Origin of the sequence: Candidatus Villigracilis affinis (assembly GCF_016705895.1) — a bacterium.
Lineage (GTDB): Bacteria > Chloroflexota > Anaerolineae > Anaerolineales > Villigracilaceae > Villigracilis > Villigracilis affinis.
Genome location: NZ_JADJKT010000023.1, coordinates 159,137 through 180,632, shown reverse-complemented (window position 1 = coordinate 180,632; position 21,496 = coordinate 159,137). Strand labels below are relative to the sequence as shown.

The window sequence follows — 21,496 nt, the reverse complement described above, 5'->3', positions numbered from 1 at the left end:
TTCCTCGCCGTTGACAATCTTGTTGTTAAAGTTGTGTAAGCCAGGAAGGACAACTCGGTGGGGAACTGAAGTTCCCTGCGATTCAGAGGGCATTGGATGTTCGATGGACGATTCAGGTTCTCTAGGATGGGTAGGCAATATTGCTTATTTTCGTATGCGATATTTGGCTCTCGAAATTTCAACGCGAATTGTCTACACTTGCGTTGAAATAAAACTTAAATTTATAGGAGAAGAGATGTTTGTATTTAAGAAAGTATTAATAGTTTTACTAGTTACAGGGTTTCTGCTCACCGCCTGTAGTGGGCAGAAAGTCAGGGATTCGATCGAGGTTCAGATCACCTTGACTGAATTTGGAATCGAATCATCTGTAACTGATTTTGAATCCGGCGTTCCATATCGTTTTATCGTAACCAATGCAGGTACCGTTGAGCATGAATTTATGATCATGCCTCCATTGACTGCCGACGAGATGGGGATGGGAATGGACATGGGAGAAATGGATCAGATGGCTTTGGCAATGATCGCGACGGAAAAACTGCAGCCGGGTGTAACTGCTACATTGGATTTTTCCTTTACAGAAACCGCGCCGGCAGGTGCGTTGGAACTTGCCTGCCATACCCCAGGCCATTACGAAGCGAATATGAAACTCCCGATTACAGTCAAGTAATGCCCAGCAAAAAGTAGATAGAGTCACGTCGGGGCCTTTAGCCCTGGTTTGACTCTCGTCGGAAGAATCCTCGCACCGATGTTCACGAATCTGGGATGGACTGGCGCGGGGAAAGCGACCTCTTGATCGCAGGATCAAAACCTTAAGTTGGTTGGGATTCGTTTTGCTCCTGCTGCCCTTATAATAGATGGAGGCAGGCACAGGCTCAGTGACCCTGGGGATATCGGTCAGGGCTTTCGTGACAATAACCATACACTTCTTCTCCGAACTACTGACGGGTTTGGGCATTGTCTGGCTGGTTTTCCCTCATATGGTGCAGTCCCAAGCCTTGAATCAGGAATTGGAAAAATACGATTATGGCAAAATTATCGAACAAATCAAAGGACAAGATCCGCGTTCTTTTGGCAGATGATCATCATATTGTCCGCGCTGGGATTCGTCAGCTGCTGGAGAGTGCAAAAGATATCCAAGTCGTCGCAGAGGCTGGGGATGGCGAAGAAGCGCAGGCACTTATCCAAAACCATAAGCCGGATGTGGCTGTGCTTGATATCCAAATGCCAAAAGCCAGCGGCATCGAGGTGACGCGCTGGGTGCGCGCCCATCTGCCGGAAGTAGGTGTCTTGATCCTGACTGCCTACAATGACGACCCGTATGTGATGGCTGTTCTACAGGCGGGCGCGAATGGATATGTGCTCAAGACTGGGCAGGCAGATGATCTCATTCAGGCGGTTCGAGATGTGAATGAAGGCAAATCTGCACTCGACCCATCCATTACAAAGAAGTTAATGTCCAGTCTATTCAAAGGTCAAGAGAAAAAATTGATTGACCCGCTGACTGATCGTGAGTTGGATGTATTACGACTTGCAGCCAAAGGATACACCAATAAGTCTATTGGCATTCAATTATCGATCAGTGACCGCACCGTGCAGGGGCATTTGGCACATATTTTTGCCAAACTGCAATCCAATAGCCGCACTGAAGCTGTAATGCGGGCGGTCTCGCTTGGGTTGATCTCACAGAGTACAGGTAATAATCCAGAAGAATGAAACATTTCCTTCCCGGTTGGCGCGGCTTGACGCAACTCTTTGCATTCACGATATTGCCGCTTACTCTCTTATTGCTATTCATTGCGTTCGGCGGTGTCAACATGCATCAGCAGGATATGCGTGCTCTGGTTGGTGAGCGCGATGAACGAGCGGTGCAATCTTCCGCCGCCGCATTGCAATCCGAGCTACATCATCGTGTGTCAACTATTACCAGTATGGCGGTACTGACCTCCAGTGATTTGACCTTTGATGAGATCCTCGCCACCACCAATGATCTTGCCGAGGATTTTGATGGGGGGATCGCTTTTTTCAATAATGCCAATGGTCTTATCGCCAACACAGACAACGAAGGATTTTGGAGATGGGTATCCCAAAATAGCGAAACCCTTTCTCTCGCTTCTCCATCAGATGCTTCGACCACGCTCAGCACAAGCCTCGAACCTGTTTTCTCGTCCCCGGTCACTGACCCTGTCTCGGGACATTCACTGGTCATTGTTTCTGTCTATGTTCCATCCGAGAATGTGGTCGTTGCTGGCGCGTTTTCACCGGAAACGTTGGCTGTTGAAACCCTTTTGCCAACCTATCCAGTGGGAAGCCATGTCACCATTTTCCTGTTGGATGGTTCACGTCAGCCTCTGTATGTGAGTGGAGTCCTTGCTGAAGATAGCCTTGACCCACATCACCCCGGTGTGGCAGAAGCTCTGGCAGGAGAGAACGGTGTGCTTTATGTAAAGATGAGTGATACAGAACATGTAGTGGCTTACAGTCCTATTGAATTGACGGGCTGGGCATTGGTCACCGAGGAAGAGTGGGAAATGGTGGTGAGCCCCTCTTTGCAACTCACCCAAATGGCGCCGCTTGTACTTGTCCCTGCCTTTGTCCTCGCCCTTTTTGCACTCTGGTTCGGCGCGAGACAGATCGTACAGCCCTTGCAGAAACTAGAAGCCAAAGCCGCTGCACTGGCGTGGGGTGATTTTGAAGCCATTCAAGAATCTGTGGGCGGAATCTCCGAAGTGCAGCATCTGCAAATGGAGTTGGCTGAAATGTCCCGTAAGGTGCAGTCTGCCCAGGATGGGTTACACGATTACATTGGTGCGATCACATCCGCGCAGGAGGATGAGCGTATGCGTCTGGCGCGTGAACTGCACGATGACACCATTCAAGACGTGATCGCATTGAAGCAGCGCGTTCAGCTTGCACAAAAAACGGTCAAGGATCAAACCAGCAGGCGTTTACTCAAAGAATTGGAAACGTTATCTGAAGAGACGGTCGAGAATCTGCGGCGTCTCACGCGTGCCCTGCGTCCAATCTATCTTGAAGATCTGGGACTGGTCACCGCATTGGAAATGCTGGCTCGTGAGATGAGCCAGAATCACCAACTTCCCATTAGCTTCCATAAAGATGGACAGGAGCGTCGTCTTTTGCGGGAAGCGGAATTATCACTATATCGCATCGCGCAGGAATCCCTCAATAATGTGGGCAAACATGCCAATGCCAGCCAGGCTGGTTTGAATATCGCCTTCACTGCTGATGAGGTAAAAATGGAGGTGTCCGACAATGGTAGGGGTTTTGAAGTTCCGCACAGCCCTACACAGTTTGCCCCTTCCGGACATTTTGGTCTGTTGGGTGTCTATGAGCGCGCCAATCTGATCGACGCACGGCTTGAGATTGAATCCACTCCGGGAACGGGAACCAGGCTCACGGTCCGGTTGTGAAGCGATGAACGTCAAAATCCGTTCACGTAGATAGGCAAAATGGCGCATCAGCCTCGGGTAAAAAGGCGCTGACTCAAATAGTCTGTATACGTGACGATAAATTTTAGCGAAAGGAGACCAAGCTATGACTACAACCGTTCATGATCCCGTCTGCCATATGGATATTGACCCGAACACTGCCGCTGGCAAGTCCGAATACAACGGACAGACCTATTATTTCTGCTCGCTCGGCTGCAAGAAATCTTTCGACGAGAACCCCGATAAATATCTGCAAGCCCATCGACACTAGAAATTTCTCCCCTTTAGAATGAGCCTCCCAATTGGGAGGCTCATTCTTTTTTGACAATTTTTCGAATAAAAATTTCCAATTGTTCTTACCCTTTCCGTCATTCTGTCAATTGAGTTTCCTCCAAGCAGTGGAGATGAACACTCCCCAGTTGGCGGATGTAATTCGGAAATATATTTTGTAGAATGAACATAACTTCTCATATAAGGAAAATAAAATGCAAAAAAATAATTGGTTTACTATTGGGGTTATCGGCGTAGTTATTCTATTATTCGTTTTTGGCGGGAGCATGATGATGGGCGGCTGGGGTTATCGTGGATGGAACATGATGGGACCTGGCGGCATGATGGGTAACTGGGGGCCTCTCTTTCTCCCCTCAATTGGGTGGGGATGATCTTCATGTGGCTGTTCCCTGTCGGCTTGCTATTGCTGGCAGCATTTGGCATCATCTGGCTCGTGAAAAACAACAGCAATCCCAAACCGCCATCTTCATAGAATTATTCTATTAACTTGGGAATGGTTTGCAAGATGAAAAGGTGGACCATTTCGATTTTTTTATACAAAGAGCAGGGACCGCCAAATGAAAATGCCTATGAAAAACGAGCACTACAAAAAATTGCTAATTATGGCTGTGTTATCTTTTGCCTCCATGTATGTGCTCATGTATGCAATGGTTAATACGTTTGCAAATGTATTTCTTAACATTAATCAATTTTATATGGCAGGTCTAATGACTGCGCCTATGCTAATCATCGAAATTGCCTTAATGGGGTCCATGTATATGGACAAGAAGCTGAATTTGGTCATTGTCGCCACAAGTTCTATTATTTTGATTGCACTCTTTTTATTCATAAGACAACAGAGTGCTGTATCAGATAAGCAATTTTTGCGATCTATGATCCCACACCATGCATCGGCGATACTAATGTGTGAAAAGACAGACATACAGGACCCTGAAATAAAGGAATTATGTAAGTCTATAATTTCAAGCCAGCAGGAAGAGATCGATCAGATGCAAGTTAAATTAAACGAATTGGAAAAGTAAGCCATTTTGGAGATGAAAATCGGATCTTTGCAGACAGCTGGCGAAGTGCAACAAACCCCTTGATAATGAATAAATAGTATAGCAAGGCTGATAATCAAGAACCTCCTTAGCCGGGAGGTTTTTGATTCGGAGGCGTCGCGCACTATCAAACTGCAAATCAGTTTGTCATAAACCTGGAGTGACTTTCTTCATAAGTCATTCAGCTTGCCACAAGACGCGCCATTCCGCGCTCTTGGAATCAAGTTGAACACGATAAGATTTGGTAACTATGCTTACAAAACAGGAGGCAGGTTTCGTATGAAGAAAACATGGTTTCATTACGTGGTGATGATATTCGCCATTGCCATTTTTATGTCAGTGCCGCTTCAAAGTGTCCTGGCAGATGGCGAAGGGGAGGGGATCGAAAAGGAAGTCAATGGTTATCACATACGGTTGACTTTTGTGGAGTCTCCCAAATTGGGCGAGAACGAATTCCACGTCCGGATTACCGATGCAATGGGCATGCCTGTCACGAATGCCGAAGTGGGAGTGATCGTCATGCCAGAAGAGAAAATGTCGGAGCATGAGGAAAATATCAACTCTGAATCATCTGGGTCTGACGGCATGAGCGGGATGGACATGCCTACTGAGGCTGCATCTGCAGATGATATGAATAGTATGTCGGGCATGGATATGGGGACCGAACCTGAATCAAACGAAGCATCCATACACGATGAACCGCAAGATTCCCATGACGAAGAGCCGGCACAGATCGTTCTGGAGACCGGGCATGAGTTCGGCGAATATTCAGGACATATCTCGTTTAACCGAACCGGGGAATGGGTCTTCAATATTCATTTCACTATGGATGGGCAATTAACAGAAGTCGAATTCCCCGTGACCGTTGCAGGACTCGATGCCAAGTATGGTATTCTGGCAGGTTTTGCTGGCATAAATGCCTCGGTCATGTCTGTCGCTGCCTTCATGAAACGCAAGAAAATTCCAACAAAAGCTTAAGAGGTGATTGCAATGACATCTTCCCTTCCAAACCCCAACCTTTCCCTGCTGAATGGCGGAAACCTGCTCAACAACAAGTGGATCGACCGTTTTCTGCGCAGCCGCTGGTATCCCGGCATCATTCAATGGCCCACCCTGCTGATCTTCATGGTCATCATGTTCGAGCTTATTCTGGGACCTGAATCTGCGCATGACAACTTTGGCACTGCCCTGACCTGGGTGTTGTGGTGGCCGCTCATCCCGATCATCTTCCTATTCCTCGGGCGTTTCTGGTGTGCCATTTGCCCGTTCGCAAAGATTAACGACCTCGTACAAAAGTTTGTTGGCAACAATCGCCCGGCTCCGCGCTTCCTGAAAAAATATGGTATCTGGATCATTGATGCGCTCTTCATCTTTATCACCTGGAGTGACCATGTCTGGGGTGTGGTGGAAAACCCGCTTGGTTCCGGTGTTCTAATGTTGACGCTTACCACGGGTGTCATCATCTCCGGTGCTTTTTATGAACGCCGTACCTTTTGCAGATACGTTTGTTTCCTAGGCGGACTTTCAGGTAACTACGCTCGCAATGGCATGTTGAGCCTGCGCGGAACTCCGGAAATTTGTGCCACATGCACCATTGCCGCCTGCTATAAAGGCACGGACCAATCCATGCCCTGTCCCTTGTATGAATTTCCCAAGACCATGACTTCCAGTGCCAACTGTGTGCTGTGTGCGGAATGTATCAAGGGCTGTCCCAACAACTCCATTCAATTGACTGTACGTCCGCCCACCAAGGAATTGTGGTTCATTCGCAAGCCAAAACTAGAGGAAGCCTTCCTTTCAGCGGTCATTATGGGCATTGTATTTGTTCAGAATGTGACCATGCTCGAAGTCTGGGGATCGATGCTGAAGTGGTTGGAGAACGTGACCGGTACGACCAACTACGCGATCACATTCAGTATCACCTTTGCGACCGCCATCATTATCCCGGTGGCTTTGCTCAGCCTGACTTCCTGGATCGCGAGCAAATTCAATAAAGCCTCACTTGTGGAAAACTTTGCCCGCTTTGGTTACGCCATCATCGCGCTGGATATGGCAGGACACATTGCTCATAACCTATTCCATCTGTTGGCGGAAGGTAAATCCATTCTTTATACGGGTATGGCATTGTTCGGGATGGAAATCCACAGCGCGTCGGCTGCCATTCTCGGCATGCAAGAGATCCAATGGCTTCAATTTGGGTTGATCGCCCTCGGCTTTATTGGCTCGCTCTATACAGCCTATCGCATCTCCAAATCGAATCATTCCGGTGAAAAGGTTTGGGGGACATTCGCACCCTTTGCGGTGTTGATGGTCATCCTGACGATTATGAACGTCGTTCTCTTCACCCTCCCAATGGCAATGAGAATGTAAATGCTTCGAAGCACTATTTATCAAATTACAGGAGTAAAGATCATGGAACAGAATTGTCACGTCGAACCGGTAAATAAAACTGTTTTGGATGGTGTGCTCAGCACTGCAGACCATATTCATCTCATGGTTGCGGGGATGGGTTGCCAGAATTGCGCCATGCGTGTGAGGAATTCTCTGGTATTGGTGGACGGAATTCATCATGTGGAAATGTACTTGCAGATGGGATTGGCTGACGTCTATTACGACAGCAGGAAAGTCACTACAGAGGCAATGATCAAAGCAGTGGCCGCCGCTGGAAATGATGGACGTCATCACTACGAAGCGCAGGCATTGTCAAACCTTCCCGTGTGACATTCCTTATAAGCCATTCAGTGCATATCTTCCTGTACAATCCTGCGCTGGAGACAAACGAAACCTCAGATTACTATTGGGTCCTCCGTATTAGGAGGACCCAATATGTTTTCTAAAGCTAAAAAGATTCTATTCTTGCACATTGCCTTGGCGTTACTCACCACCGCATGTATCTGTCTTTGCATCATCCCAATTCGAATAAGTAATCCTGAAATTCACAGACCTATTTACCTCAAATTCTCGTACCAAGAGCTCGGAAACTTTCCCTTAATGCGGGGTACAAACCTTGATAAATTGCATAGGGCTTTCGATACGCATCCACTGATGAAGCTTTAGGCTTGGTGCTCCCCGTGATCTTTAATACATGCATTGCATGCTTCTACTACACTGTTCCATGCCCCTGTGCCGACACCTGCAAGCAATGCCGCTCCATACGCGCCGCCTTCCGTGGTATTAACCGTAACCAACTCCGCGTTCAAAACATCTGCCATGATCTGACGCCACAGCGCGCCTTTTGTACCACCACCCGAAGCGCGGACTTGTGTTACCTTGCCAAGACCTGCGTTTTGGATCAATGTGAATGAATCCTTCAGCCCAAAAGCCACGCCTTCCAGTACAGCGCGTGTCATGTGCGCGCGGCTGTGGCGTAGAGTCAAGCCAATGAAAGCGCCGCGCGCCAACGGGTCGGGATGAGGCGTGCGTTCACCGGAAAGATAAGGCAGGAATTGCAACCCTTCACTACCTTCGTGGATCGCTTCGGCCTCTTTTAATAAATCATCAAAACTCATGTTAGGTGCAAGTGTGTCACGATACCATTGCAAGCTCCCCGCAGCCGAAAGCATCACCCCCATGAAATGCCACATGTTGGGAACTGCATGGCAAAATGCGTGCAGCCGTCCCTCAGGTTCGATCAATGCGGATGGTGTGGTTGCAAACACAACGCCGCTCGTGCCGACAGTTAATCCCACAATTCCAGGTTCCACGGCTCCCACACCTACCGCACCTGCCGCCTGATCGCCGCCGCCTGCGGCAACAGGTATGCCTGCTTTTAAGCCGGTGAGTCGTGCGGCTTCTTCATTGATGTGTCCTGTAAACTCAGTCCCTTCAAATGTTTTTGGCATCCATGCTCGCGGAATATCGAGCGCAGCTAAAACTTCATCAGACCAATCTCGTTTTTTTAGATCAAACAGCACCGTGCCTGCGCCATCGGCCTTATCCATCGCATATTCGCCTGTGAGTTTGTAGCGTACATAATCTTTTGGCAGAAGCACATGCTTGGCTTTGGCATATACGTCGGGTTCGTTTTCTTTCACCCATAAAATTTTGGGCGCAGTAAATCCGGTCAATGCGACATTGCCAGTGATCTGAATGAATTTTTCTTTTCCAACTCGTTGATGGATCTCATCGCATTGACTCTGTGTACGCTGATCGTTCCACAGGATCGCTGGACGAAGTACATTTCCTGCATCATCGAGCAGGACCAGCCCGTGCATTTGACCAGTCAACCCGACAGCGGCGATTCGGTCTCTGCTGATGCCTGCTTTTTCCAACACGGAGCGGATACTCGCCGATACAGCCTCCCACCACTCCAACGGATTCTGCTCCGACCATAACGGCTTGGGATTTTGCAATGTGTGCGGGGAAGAAGCAACCGCAATCACTTCGCCGTGTTCGTCAATGATCAAGGCCTTGCTGGATGTGGTGGATGTGTCTATTCCGAGAAAATATGCCATGATTTTTACTCCGATTTTTTAATTACTGTGCATAACTCCAAAGGATTTCAATGATATGCAAACCCAGAATTTTTACGCCAGTCCCAATTTATCTGCAAGAGTTTGCGCTTCTTTTTCATTTTGCGGGTTTTCAATATCCTTGTATAAATTCCATGTTTCGATATGTGTAGCAGTCGCTCCGGGTGCAATCGTTGTGATAGGAGCAAGCGTTTCCAGTTCAATGAACTTGTCATTGCAATAGCTTTCGCTTGAACTGCCGTGGTCATAATATTCAGCTTGGGCATTGTATTCAGCACGTTTGACGAATAAGGTTCCTTGGATCCAATAGGCCTGCCATCCGCGCGGATTGGGGAAGCCGATCTTGAAGGGAGATGTCATATTGGCTTGAACCAGAATATAATCTCTGCCCCAATGGACATTGCGGTTGGTCATCTCAGTGTACGGCCACAATGTCAAAGTGCGATTGGGGAGAACACCGGTATCTGTCTTAATTTGAGGAAAGATCGCCGTGCCACCCGTCTTGAATTGCGTGATCGCCCAGGGAGCACAAGTCACATCCCACAAGCTGTGATTAGTGATGCGATGTGTCAGCGTGACTTGGGCAGAATCAGCTATCAGCTGGATCTCAATTGATTTTTGCAGACCAGTTTTGGGTTCGGTTTGCTGCGTGGCTTTTAATCCATTTTGAAATATGGAAATGGTCACCGGCTCATCATCTGGAAGGTAGGTACGGCTGGGTTCCTCGGGCGCATGCCAGAGACGATGTCCACCATAAAAATGGAATGTGCCGCTGCCGGGGCAATCGGTCACAAAGTTTGGAAGTTCCGCCAGCAGGTTTTCGCCGTTTACAAAGCCAAGGGAAAGAATGCGCGGACCGATGGATTGGGTAACAAGAAGTTTCAATATCCCATTTTCCAACGAGACACAATCATGTCCTAGAAATTTTTCAGTTTTCATGGTTTTCAAAATAAAAAGTGACAGTCGCTGCAAGCAACTGTCACTTCAATAATTTATCGATTCTTCTTGAAGTACACGTCTGCAAGCACAGCCAGAACCAGCACGATGGCCTTCAAAACATATTGCCATGCAGGCGCTACGTTCATCATTTGCAAACCGGTGGAGAGACTGGCGATGATCAGGGCACCGATCATTGCGCCTTGAATGGTGCCTATCCCACCCAATGTGGAAGTTCCCCCGAGAATGCAAGCGGCAATCGCATCCAGTTCGTATCCTGCTCCGGCGGCTGTTGTGCCGTAGCCTACATAGGATGCCAGCACGACGCCACCGACGCCGGAGAGGAAGCCCATCAAAACAAAAATTTTGAAGACCATTCCCGAGATACTGATACCGGAAAGGCGTGCCGCATCACGATTGCCGCCGATGGCGTAGGAATAGCGGCCAAAACGGGTATTGTTCGAAACATAAATCATGATCATCGCGGTGATCGCGAGCAGCAACACCGGATTCTGAATGCCCTTATAGCTGTTCACGTTATAGACGTACACAAGGATCACTACTGCGGCAAAGACCACGGCCAGCAGGTCAATATAAATATTTTGAAGTTCAAAACCGTGTTTGCGCTTGTTTTGGCGGCTGCGGAACATATTCCAAAAGAGGAAGGCGATTGCAACGATGCAAAATATCCAGCCCCAGGTTACCGGTACATATCCCTGGGCGATATCTGAAAACCAGGGTTGATTTGCCGGAATCGTTTTCCCGGCCGTGACCAACAGGATGAGCCCGGTAAGAAGCCACTGACCGCCCAGAGTCACAATGAATGAGGGTACGCGCAAAAAGGAGATGATGTACCCTTGAATGGCACCGAACAATGAACCGACCAAAAGGCTGGCGATCACGGTAAGTACTGCGGATAATAGTGGCTGATCAGGCAGGTATTTGTACCAGAAGTTCGCCTGCAAATAAGCCGCGACGACGGAAACGAATCCTGCAAGTTTTCCTACGGAAAGATCGATATTGCCCGTCACAATGACCAGAACCATACCGGCCGCTAAAAATGCTGTTACAGACATTTGGCGGAACAGGTTGGAAATGTTTTGGGGAGCCAGATACGTGCCCTTGGTGGTGAAGAAGAAGATCGCCCAGATGCCGATCAGCGCGAGCAGGATCGTGTACGTTTGAACATTGAGGCGCAACACCTGAAACAACTCGGACTTGAAGTTGGTTTTATCCTGTACGGTTTGGTTGGAAATACCCATGGAATTACCTCGTTTGGATTTTATGGATTTCTCTTAGGATGACGACATACCTGTGGCTAATGACATCACGCGTTCCACAGTCGCTTCGGCGACAGGCAGGGTGGTGGTTGAGTGTCCGCTGCACATTACCATGACGCGGTCGCTCATTCCAAGCACTTCTTCCAGGTCACTGGAGATCATGATGATCGCAACACCATTTTCAGCCAGATCATTCATCAACTTGTAAATTTCATACTTTGCGCCGACATCAACGCCCCGGGTCGGGTCATCCATGATCAATACCACTGGTTTTGACAGCAGCCATTTTGAGATGACGACCTTTTGCTGATTCCCGCCCGATAACGTCTCAACTGCCACTTGGAGAGTGGGAGCTTTGATGGTCAAGCTTTTCGACTGCGCCATGCTGGCTTTTAATTCCGCGTCGGCATCAATTCTAAAGAAACCAGAAAATTGATCCAGATTGGGCAGGGAGATATTTTTCAGGATCGATTGGATGAGGACAAGCCCCATCCCTTTGCGATCTTCGGGTACCAAACTTAATCCTGCATCAATTGCCTGGCGTGCATTGGCAGGCCTGATTTCCTGTCCGTTTAAGAGAATTTTCCCGTTCACAATTTTGCCGTATTCGCCGAATAGGGTCATTACAAGTTCCGTCCGCCCGGCCCCCATCAAACCTGCGATCCCAAGAATTTCTCCCTTACGCACATTGAAACTAACCCCATTTAATACCTTGCGACTTGTCTCATTGGGATCAAGCGCATGGAGGTCCTCAACTTTAAAAACCACATCACCCGGAGCACGGCTTGACTTCGGAAAACGCTCTTTCATTTCACGTCCCACCATATAGCTGACCAATTTTTCCTGGGTCAATGCTTTGGTTTCCTGGGTCACGATCTCTTTACCGTCCCGTAAAACAGTGATATGATCGGTGACGCGAAAAAGTTCATCCAATTTGTGTGTTATATAAATACAAGTAATGCCATTGCTCTTGAGAATCTCAAGGATGTCCATTAGCTTGTCGATTTCAGTTTCGCTCAGGGCGCTGGTAGGTTCATCCAGAATTAAGATGGAAGCCTTTTCAGAAAGTGCTTTGGCAATTTCCACCATTTGCATTTTGCCGACCCCGAGATTTTTGACCGTTACTTGCGGGGAAACATCCAGTTGATATTTTGTCAGGATTTCCCGTGTATCCGCATAGAGTTTGTTCCAATTAATTGAGCCATGTTCCACTGGTTCACGGCCTAGAAAAACATTTTCTCCAACCGACATGGTCGGCACCAGAGTAAGTTCCTGATAAACAATTGCAATTCCCTTATTGCCAGCTTCCTTAATGGCACTATCGCCTAATCGCAACTCTTCCCCATTAAAGATCACACTACCGTCGTAGGTGTCATGCGGGTATACACCCGAAAGTATTTTCATTAAAGTGGATTTCCCTGCACCGTTTTCCCCGCAGATCCCATGTATCTCGCCGCGACGAATTTTAAATGATACATCGTTCAACGCTACTACACCAGGAAATTTCTTGGTTACGTTCTTGAATTCGAGAATAATATCATTATCCACTTTGAACTCCTGAGACTCAAAGATTTGTTTCTGGGATACCCGACCCTCACTTTGAGGATCGGGTATCGGATTGCTTACATTGTCTTACGGCTTGGCGGGGCGTTCAGATTCGGGGATATCACGATAAACATCATCGTAAGATTGGAATCCGCTCTTCACAACGAGGTCATAGACATTGCCTTTGTTGACTTGTTGAACTTGAAGGAATACGCAGGGGACTTCACCGGTCTTGGTGTCATCCACGGTCAATTCGGCGAGGGAGAAGTTCTTCATGCCCTCGACTGCTTCGCCTTTGATCAACTTGTCCATCACATCAATGGCCAAAGGCGACAAATTGCGAATATCCTTGAGGATGGACACGGTGAGTTCGCCCTTGACGATGCTGTTGCTGCCATCGGCAGTTGCATCCTGACCGGAGATCGGTACGACGCCGGCCAAGCCTTGTGCTTTCATTGCCTGCAAAGCACCAAGGGCGGTGCCGTCATTGGAGGCAACTACCGCGTCAATGTCATTGTTTTGAGCGGTGAGGATGTTTTCCATCAACTTGAGAGCGTTGGCGGCATCCCAGTTTTCCACACCCTGTTGGGCGACAATCTCTATCTTGCCAGAGTCAACATAAGGTTGTAAGATTTCAGTCTGGCCCTTGGTGAAAAGAGTGGCATTGTTGTCTGTGGGTGAGCCGGCAAGCTGTACGACGCGCGCTGGACCGTTTGCGTCGACATCCCAATTATCAGCATCAATCGCTGCCATGACACCAAGGGCCTGTTGTCTTCCGACCTCAACATTGTCAAAGGACAAGTAGGCGGCGATCTTGGAGGTCTTGATCAGGCGGTCATAGGCGATTACTTTCACGCCCGCGTCAGCGGCTTTATCCACTGAAGTGACGATGGCATCGCCATCTTCTGCGACAACAATGAGGCCTTTAACACCCTGGCTGACCATGTTGTCGATCTGGTCGTTCTGAAGTTTGACATCATGATTGGCTTCAGCAGAAATGACTTCGTAGCCTTTTTCTTCCAACAGGCTGCGCATCAAGACTTCTTCATTCTTCCAGCGTTCGGTCGCAAAATCGGAGAAGGAAAGACCGATTTTTGTCTTTCCACTGCCGCCTGCAGTGTTACCGCCGCAAGCTGTCAGCGCCATGGATGCGATGACGACCATTGAAAAAATAGCGATCAAAATACGTTTAGCTTTCATACTTTCTCTCCTATTTATTGCATAGATTGTTGAATTCGACGGGCTTGAAATCGTTTGTGTTATCTTTATCGACGACCTCCTTATTACATAAATATTTTCTCCTATTCTTCATAGCCAGCCGACTTTTTGAGTCGGCTGGCTGTTGAATTCTTATCGCGCACCGAGCAGGATTTCGACCGTCAGTTGATCGAGTTTTTCGTACTTCAATCCACGCCCGGCAATTGCGGAGCGGTCAAATACCTGGCCTTGGAGTGCTTTCGCTTTCTCGGCAGAATATTTCCCAAAGTATTGATTCATGGATCCATCATCCGCATTGATCTCAGCCACGATCGATTGAATTTCCTTGTCTGCGTTCCAGTGTGCGGCCTTTTCCTTCAGAATTAGATAGGTGCGCATGCAACCACGGGCAAAATCCTTCACGCCTTCGTAATCTTCGGTGCGATAGGCATGAGCGTCAAAGTGGCGGCTTGAGTCGTATTTGTTATCTTCAAGCATCTTTACCAGGAAGAAGGCACTCTTGAGATTCACGGCGCCAAAGCGGAAATCCTGATCGTAGCGACCGAAGGCTTGATCGTTCAAGTCAATGTGGAAAAGCTTGCCTGATTCCATGGCCTGCGCCACACCATGAACAAAATTGAGTCCCGCCATGTGTTCGTGCGCTACTTCAGGATTCACACCCACCATTTCGGGATGATCCAGTGTGTTAATGAATGCCAGCATGTGGCCGGTGGTTGAATTGTAGATGTCGCCGCGGGGTTCGTTGGGCTTGGCTTCGAGCGCGAATTTCAGATCATATTTCTTGTCCTTCACATATTCGCAGAGGAAGTTCATCGCTTCACGTGATCGTTTGATTGCGGTGATGGGGTTCTTTGTGGCATCGGTTTCGGTGCCTTCACGTCCACCCCAAAAGACGTATATCTTTGCCCCCAATTCAACACCAAGATCGATGGCATTCATTGTTTTTTGCAGGGCGTACGCGCGGACTTTTGAGTCGTTTGACGTGAAAGCGCCATCTTTGAAGATGGGTTCTGTGAACAAGTTGGTTGTTGCCATCGGGACGACAATGCCTGTCTCAGCAAGAGCTTTCTTGAATTCTTTGAGGATGGCATCCTTTTCGGTGGGTGTTGCATCGATGGGGATAAGGTCGTTGTCGTGGAAGTTGACCCCGTATGCGCCGACTTCGCCAAGTAGTCGCACCAGATCGGCTGGTGATTTTGCGTCACGTACGGGGCCGCCGAACGGATCGCGCCCGGTATTGCCCACGGTCCATAGGCCGAAGGTGAATTTGTGTTCAGGTTTGGGTGTGTAGTTTGTCATGGAATACTCCTTTATATTTTGTGTAAATCTTGCCGTACTTATTTCACTTCAAACACAGCGAAGAGAGGTTTGGGGGCGTTCAACTCCTGTCCTCGCTTGCTAGGGGAGCAGCCGCCGATTTCGAGGCGGAATTGGCCGGGTTCAAGGGTCAGTTTGCCGTCATCGTTATAAAACGACATCATTTCAGGGGTGACGGTGAATTTCAAAACGCGGGTCTCGCCTGCTTTGAGAAAGACCCTTTCGAAACCGATGAGGTGATGGAATGGGACAATGGTCGAGGCTTGGAGGTCGCTCAAGTAAAGCTGGGCAACTTCGGCTGAGTCTGATGCGCCGCTGTTGGTCAGAGTCAGGCTGAGGTGTAGGAAATCACCGAGAGTGGGTGTTTGTGTTTCGAGTTGTAAATCCGAATATTCGAACTTGCTATAACTCAGACCGAAGCCAAAGGGATAGAGCGGTTCTTCGGCCATGTAGCGATAGGTGCGGCCATTCATGCTGTAATCGTCGAAGGCAGGGAGTTGGTCGAGGGACTTGGGGAAGGTGATGGGTAGCTTGCCTGAAGGTGAAACATCACCGAAGAGCACATCAGCAACGGCGCGACCACCCTCCATACCGGGATACCAAACAAAAAGAATCGCATCTACCATGTCTTCGATTTCGCCGAGTGCAATGGGGCTGCCGCCTGTAAGCACGAGAACAATCTTCACGCCGTGAATCGCAAGTTCTTTGATGTAATCAATTTGACTTTGGGGAAGCGATATGCTTTCACGATCACCGTTTTCCGGGGAAAGCAACGACTCGCCTTCTTCGCCTTCAAGAAATGAAGAGAGGCCGGCGCAAACGATTGCAAAGTCTGCGGTTTGCGCCATGCTTGCCGCCCAGGTATTTTTGACCTCACGAGGATGTTTGAGCATTGCACCTGATGTGTATTCCATGCCCATACCCTCGGGGATACGCCCGGTGAGACCTTCAAGCAATGTGATCATCTGATTATTGATACCGTAATAGTTGCCAAGCAAAACTTCCATACTTGCGGCGGTAGGGCCCGTGACAAATATCTTTTTTGTGGAAGGTTTGATCGGGAGGATATTGTTTTTGTTCTTGAGCAATACAACCGATTCTGTTGCCGCGCGATAGGCCAGTTGACGATGCTCATCACAGGCAACCACGTCCATTGAAATAGATGCGAACGGCACTTTTTCATCAGGATCAAACATGCCGAGTTTGAAGCGGGTACCGAGTGTGCGTTCGAGGGCACGGTTTACCAATTCTTCCGTGGTGTCACCTCGTTTGATGGCTGTGGGAATCTCACTGAAAACGTGGTCGCATCCGAGATCGCAGCCATATTTCAATGCCAGTGCGGCAGAGTCTGCCGCGTCTTCCGTGACCTTGTGATGGAGATGAAAATCTGAGAGCGCCATGCAGTCTGACACAACATGCCCGCCAAAGCCCCACTCGCCACGCAGAATATTATCGAGCAGAAGTTCGCTGGCACAGCAGACTTCATCCAGTGTGCGATTGTAGGCACCCATGACCGATTCGACTTTTGCTTCCATTACCAGTTTTTTGAAGGCAGGCAGGTATGTGTCATATAACTCGCGTTTGGTTACGATGGCATTGAACCAGTGGCGGTCTTTTTCCGGGCCTGAGTGAACAGCGTAGTGTTTGGCGCAGGCTGCTGCCTTGAGGTATTTGGGATGGTTGCCTTGTAATCCTTTTACGTATTCAGATGCCATTTCCCCGGTCAAGAAAGGGTCTTCTCCCCAGGTTTCCTGTCCACGCCCCCAGCGGGGGTCACGGAAAATATTCACATTGGGAGACCAGAAAGTCAAGCCTTGATATTGGGCTGTGTATCCATTGCGTTTTAGCGCTGCGTGATATTTTGCGCGCCCTTCATCTCCAATGGCGGAAGCTACCTGATAAATCAATTCCTTATCCCATGTAGCCGCCATGGCAATTGCTTGTGGGAAGACGGTGGCGCGTCCGTTGCGGGCAACGCCGTGTAGAGCTTCGCTCCAGTAGTTGTAAGCGGGGATATTCAAGCGGGGAATTCCGTGTGACGGGTGATTCATCAGCCCCACTTTTTCTTCAAGGGTCATGCGGCCGATCAAATCTTTTGTCCGCTCGGCAAACGGAAGTGATGTGTCAAGGTATGAAATTTTTTCTGATGTGCTGGTCACACTCATGAAGTGCTCCTTTTAAATAAATTCAATATTCTGATCAAGCAACTAACAATCTCAACCCGCCTTCTCTAGTGTCCCTCGCTTCACCATAAAGCGAGGGACAAGAGGAGAAAATTGCACCATAATGATCATGGTACATCATTCAAGCCTGCGAGCAGACTGGAATTTACTTGAAGTAAAAGAACCTAATCGATATTACTCAGTCAATGTTCTTGGATCCCTGCTCATTCCTTGATAGCGCCCATTGCAATACCACTGACAATGTATCTGGAGAACAAAGCATAGATGATGATGATCGGTACGATGGTCGCAGCAAGGCCCAAATAGATCGCTCCGAACTCCGTGCGATACACGTCACCACGCAGGGTTTGAACCAGCATGGGGAGAGTATATTTATCAATGGAAGAGATCAGAATAAAGGCGTTGAAAAAGTTATTCCATGAAGTGACGAATGCGAAAATGCCCATGGTCGCAGCGCCGGGGACGGCCAGCGGCATCATTACAAGATGAAAAATACCCAATTCGCTCGCGCCATCAATCCGTGCTGCATCGATCAGATCCTGCATGATCATCGATTCGAGATATTGCTTGCCGAAGAATACCGCGCCCGCATTCGCGATGAGAGGCAGGATCAACGCTGCGTAATTATCGGTCAATCCAAGTTTGGACATGTATTGATAGAAACCGATAATGGATAACTGCATGGGGATCATGACCAGCACCACGATAAAGTTGGAGAAAAATTTTTTCCCCTGGAATTCATACACCACGATTCCATAGGCCGTGAGCATGGAGAAGTACACTGTGACGATGGTGGAGGTGACTGCGAGGAACATGCTGTTGGCAAACCCTCTGGGAAGGTTTAACCCTTTTCCGAGCAGAATCTTGTAGTTTTCGATCAAGTGCGTGCTTGGCAAAATGCTCAGCCCCTGTTGTATCTCGGTGGTTGAACGGGTTGCGTTCACGATCAATAGCCAGATGGGAACTATGGTGACGATGAGCAGGATGGACAAGACTATATAGATGAAAGTGCGTTGTATGTTTGTGGCAAGTTTATAGTTGAACATATCTACCGCCTTTTAGGTGTTCTTTTTGAACAGGGATTTTTTCGATGACTTAATCACTACCGTATCATCCCTCTCACGCAGGAAATAGAATATGCCCAGCGCACATATACTGGTCATAATAAAGACCAAAACACCGACAGAAGATGCTGCACCGATGTGTCCCTTGCTGCTTGCAAACTTCATGTACATCAGGATGTTATTTGTTTGGATCGAGCCGCCGGGGGACCCCCTGCCATCTGTCAGCAGGAAGGGGATGTCGAACATTTGCATTCCACCAACCAGCGACGTGACAAAAATATAAATCAGGATGGGCTTCAATAATGGCAGGGTGATGCGCCTGAACATTTGCGATGCGGTTGCGCCATCCACCATGGCGGCTTCATACAGAGCGATTGGAATGGACGTCATGCCTGCCATGACGATGATCACAGTTTGACCAAACCACATCCACCACTGGATGAAGATCACCAATCCGCGCGTGATGGGGATGCTTTGTAAATAGTGCATGGCTTCTGGGAGGAATCCATATCTGACCATGAATTGATTGACAGGCCCATAGAAGGAAAAAAAGGCAAAAAATAATGCGGCAACTGAAGCAGGCACAAGCAGGTTAGGCAGGAAGAACAATGCCCGCCAAAGGCCGATTCCCTTGATCTTAAGCCGTACATTGGTGAACCATGCTGAAAGCAGCAGGGCAATGCCAATCTGGGGGAAGAAATTCAGAATCCATATCAGCCAGGTGTTTTTGACGGCATTCATAAAAACGTCATCGGCAAAGAGACGTTCGAAGTTTTTTAACCCGACAAAATCAGCATTTTTGCTCATCAGGGTCGTATCTGTAAAACTAAGGGCCAGTGTGTTGTATACCGGGTATAAGCCGAAAATCAGAAAACCAATGATGAACGGTGTAATAAAGAAATACCCGTAATAATTTCTTTTGAATTTGGCAATGCTCATGCTGCCACCTCGTGATAAAAACGTTCCTGTATGGGTAAATCAACTACAGTGGGTTGGCGCATTGCGCCAACCCACTGTAATTATGAAGTTCTTATTGGGTTACGGGAGGCTCGGGGAGAATCAGGTCTGGAAACTCGTTACGGACTGCATCCAGCCACTGTACCCACATTTCGGCTTCTGTGATATCGCCGTTGAGGTAACTTGCCAAAGGATCGTTGAGCGCGCGCTGAATCGCGTCGTCGGAACCGGTCATCAAGGCGCCGTTGACGTTCGGCGCGGCCTGGCCGAAAGCAGCATAAGAGTTCTGGCCGCCAAGCCATTTGGCAAGGTCTGAGCCATCAAAGGTGTTTGTGATTTTTTCAACCACAACCTGACTGGAAACAAAGTCGCCAAGAGCCTGCTGTTGGTCATCTGGTGTGGAGGGGTCAATGGCCTTCAGGTATTCATTGGTGTAAACACCGGTAGCCCAATTGGTGAGGTTCTCTTCATCAAGAGCAACGAATTTGACGAATTCTTTTGCGAGTTCAGAATTTGGGCTGCCTTCCAAAGCGCCAACCCAGGTGCCGCCCCATTGATAGGCCATGGGGCCATTGATCATTGCCCAGTCGCCACCGGTGTCGGTGGTATCAGACTTGGAGTTCGGGATGAGAACGTAGGGAAGCCCCCAGGTGGGGAGGAAGTAGCTGAATACTTTCTTGGAGGTGCCATTTGCATCCACCAAGGTGTCGTTCATACCGGCGAACCAGCCTTCACTCCATTGGGTGGCTTGGGATTCGTAGCCATTGTCACGCATAAGTTTGGCAAATTTGACATATTCTTCAACCATGGGGTCAAGGACAAGGGTGTCGTCTACAACCCACGGTTGTTCGCGGTTGGCAAGGAAGGGGTTGAACAGCTCGCCCGAGGTGCCGACCGTGTAGTAGTCGCTTGTGCCGCATTCCTTGATCTTGGCTGCTGTTTCAACGAATTTATCAAGGTCACTAACCATTGCCTGTACCTGTTCCGGGTCGTCGGTGCCGAGGCACTCTTTTGCAATACTGCGGCGATAGAAGAAGGCGCCTGGGGTGGCCTGATAGGAATATGCCTTGGTAACCCCTTCATATGTACCGACCTCAACCACAGATGGGAAGGTCTTCAGCTCTTTGGTAAGAGGAACAAGGCCGCTCAGATCAGCTAAAAGATCGGATTCGACCCATTCTTTCACGAAAGCAGCTTCCAATGCGACAACATCGGGTGAGTCAGCAGTGCCAGAAGCAGCCTTTACCTTGGTTTGATATTCACCATTGGTCATCGGAATCATCGTGTAAACGACTTTTACCTTGGGGTGCCTGCCCTGGAAGGCAATTGCCATTGTGCGAATTTCATTTGTAAAGGACCAAACATTCAAGGTGCCTTCCAATTCAGCTATGGGAGCTTCGGTTGCAGCGACTGGGGCTTCGGTCACCGCTGGGGCTTCGGTGGCGACTGGAGCTTCAGTCGCGGGAGCGGGCGATCCGCACGCTGCCAATAAAAACGCGACAACTAATATGATGCTTGAAAATATGTGGAACTTGCGAAACATTTTTCTTCTCCTTGTTAATTCATAGTAGGTTATACTGTCGCGGTGTGGAGCATTGCTCCGCACCGAAGTGCAGGTCCTCCTTCCATCTGTTCAGGGTTGAAGAGGGGACCTGCTATTTATTTTCATATTAATCTCGACCTCACCTCCTTTAATTGCATAATGGTATGTTCAGACATCCCTAAATAAAACGCGGCTGTGGTCATC

The 21,496-nt window shown here is 48.6% G+C and carries 18 protein-coding genes and 1 pseudogene; 9 read left to right on the top strand and 10 right to left on the bottom strand.

All coding sequences use genetic code 11. From position 1 onward, the window contains the following. Window positions 1-103 precede the first annotated feature (103 nt). The 9 genes from IPI86_RS10030 (at window position 104) to IPI86_RS09990 (ending at window position 7,498) form a co-directional block, all read left to right on the top strand. Window positions 104-667: a hypothetical protein gene (locus tag IPI86_RS10030; protein WP_345297863.1), complete on the top strand. Its 564-nt coding sequence runs from the start codon at window positions 104-106 to the stop codon at window positions 665-667. Window positions 668-1,023: 356 nt separating this feature from the next. After that, window positions 1,024-1,713, top strand: coding sequence for a response regulator transcription factor (locus IPI86_RS10025; RefSeq protein WP_345297862.1), 690 nt, complete (start codon window positions 1,024-1,026; stop codon window positions 1,711-1,713). Then, the gene (locus IPI86_RS10020) at window positions 1,710-3,428 is read left to right on the top strand and encodes a histidine kinase (protein ID WP_345297861.1); all 1,719 of its coding nucleotides are present in this window, start codon (window positions 1,710-1,712) and stop codon (window positions 3,426-3,428) included. Before IPI86_RS10025 ends, IPI86_RS10020 begins: the two co-directional genes overlap by 4 nt. A 124-nt stretch (window positions 3,429-3,552) precedes the next feature. Beyond that, window positions 3,553-3,717 carry a YHS domain-containing protein gene (locus tag IPI86_RS10015; protein WP_345297860.1) on the top strand — a complete coding sequence of 55 codons (165 nt, stop codon included), beginning with the start codon at window positions 3,553-3,555 and terminating at the stop codon, window positions 3,715-3,717. A 214-nt stretch (window positions 3,718-3,931) separates the two neighbouring features. After that, complete coding sequence (locus tag IPI86_RS10010) at window positions 3,932-4,108, top strand: hypothetical protein (protein ID WP_345297859.1); 177 nt, start codon at window positions 3,932-3,934, stop codon at window positions 4,106-4,108. Between the two features lie 198 nt (window positions 4,109-4,306). Next, entirely contained in the window at window positions 4,307-4,759 is a 453-nt protein-coding gene (locus IPI86_RS10005; RefSeq protein ID WP_345297858.1) for a DUF305 domain-containing protein, read from the top strand. A gap of 297 nt (window positions 4,760-5,056) precedes the next feature. Next, the gene (locus tag IPI86_RS10000) at window positions 5,057-5,755 is read left to right on the top strand and encodes a FixH family protein (protein WP_345297857.1); all 699 of its coding nucleotides are present in this window, start codon (window positions 5,057-5,059) and stop codon (window positions 5,753-5,755) included. A 12-nt stretch (window positions 5,756-5,767) separates the two neighbouring features. Then, entirely contained in the window at window positions 5,768-7,147 is a 1,380-nt protein-coding gene (locus IPI86_RS09995; RefSeq protein ID WP_345297856.1) for a 4Fe-4S binding protein, read from the top strand. Beyond that, window positions 7,148-7,498 (top strand): heavy-metal-associated domain-containing protein, encoded by a 351-nt coding sequence (locus IPI86_RS09990; protein ID WP_345297855.1) that lies wholly within the window; start codon window positions 7,148-7,150, stop codon window positions 7,496-7,498. 232 nt (window positions 7,499-7,730) lie between these two features. Here IPI86_RS09990 and xylB read toward each other — a convergent pair. From xylB to IPI86_RS09940, 10 genes and pseudogenes are all read right to left on the bottom strand, one after another. After that, a pseudogene (xylB, locus tag IPI86_RS09985) lies at window positions 7,731-9,231 on the bottom strand (xylulokinase). A gap of 72 nt (window positions 9,232-9,303) precedes the next feature. Next, window positions 9,304-10,188, bottom strand: a complete 885-nt coding sequence (locus IPI86_RS09980) for a hypothetical protein (protein ID WP_345297854.1) — start codon at window positions 10,186-10,188, stop codon at window positions 9,304-9,306. Window positions 10,189-10,241: 53 nt separating this feature from the next. Beyond that, a complete protein-coding gene (locus tag IPI86_RS09975; RefSeq protein ID WP_345297853.1) occupies window positions 10,242-11,447 on the bottom strand; it encodes a sugar ABC transporter permease in 1,206 nt (401 codons plus the stop codon). A gap of 33 nt (window positions 11,448-11,480) precedes the next feature. Further along, entirely contained in the window at window positions 11,481-13,013 is a 1,533-nt protein-coding gene (locus IPI86_RS09970; RefSeq protein ID WP_345297852.1) for an ATP-binding cassette domain-containing protein, read from the bottom strand. A gap of 84 nt (window positions 13,014-13,097) precedes the next feature. Beyond that, window positions 13,098-14,210: a substrate-binding domain-containing protein gene (locus IPI86_RS09965; protein ID WP_345297851.1), complete on the bottom strand. Its 1,113-nt coding sequence runs from the start codon at window positions 14,208-14,210 to the stop codon at window positions 13,098-13,100. A 150-nt stretch (window positions 14,211-14,360) separates the two neighbouring features. Next, a complete protein-coding gene (xylA, locus tag IPI86_RS09960; protein ID WP_345297850.1) occupies window positions 14,361-15,527 on the bottom strand; it encodes a xylose isomerase in 1,167 nt (388 codons plus the stop codon). 38 nt (window positions 15,528-15,565) lie between these two features. Next, a complete protein-coding gene (locus IPI86_RS09955; protein ID WP_345297849.1) occupies window positions 15,566-17,710 on the bottom strand; it encodes a glycoside hydrolase family 3 C-terminal domain-containing protein in 2,145 nt (714 codons plus the stop codon). Between the two features lie 221 nt (window positions 17,711-17,931). Beyond that, the gene (locus IPI86_RS09950) at window positions 17,932-18,774 is read right to left on the bottom strand and encodes a carbohydrate ABC transporter permease (protein ID WP_345297848.1); all 843 of its coding nucleotides are present in this window, start codon (window positions 18,772-18,774) and stop codon (window positions 17,932-17,934) included. A 12-nt stretch (window positions 18,775-18,786) separates the two neighbouring features. Further along, window positions 18,787-19,731 (bottom strand): sugar ABC transporter permease, encoded by a 945-nt coding sequence (locus tag IPI86_RS09945; RefSeq protein WP_345297847.1) that lies wholly within the window; start codon window positions 19,729-19,731, stop codon window positions 18,787-18,789. A gap of 91 nt (window positions 19,732-19,822) precedes the next feature. Continuing rightward, complete coding sequence (locus tag IPI86_RS09940) at window positions 19,823-21,292, bottom strand: ABC transporter substrate-binding protein (protein ID WP_345297846.1); 1,470 nt, start codon at window positions 21,290-21,292, stop codon at window positions 19,823-19,825. Window positions 21,293-21,496 lie beyond the last annotated feature (204 nt).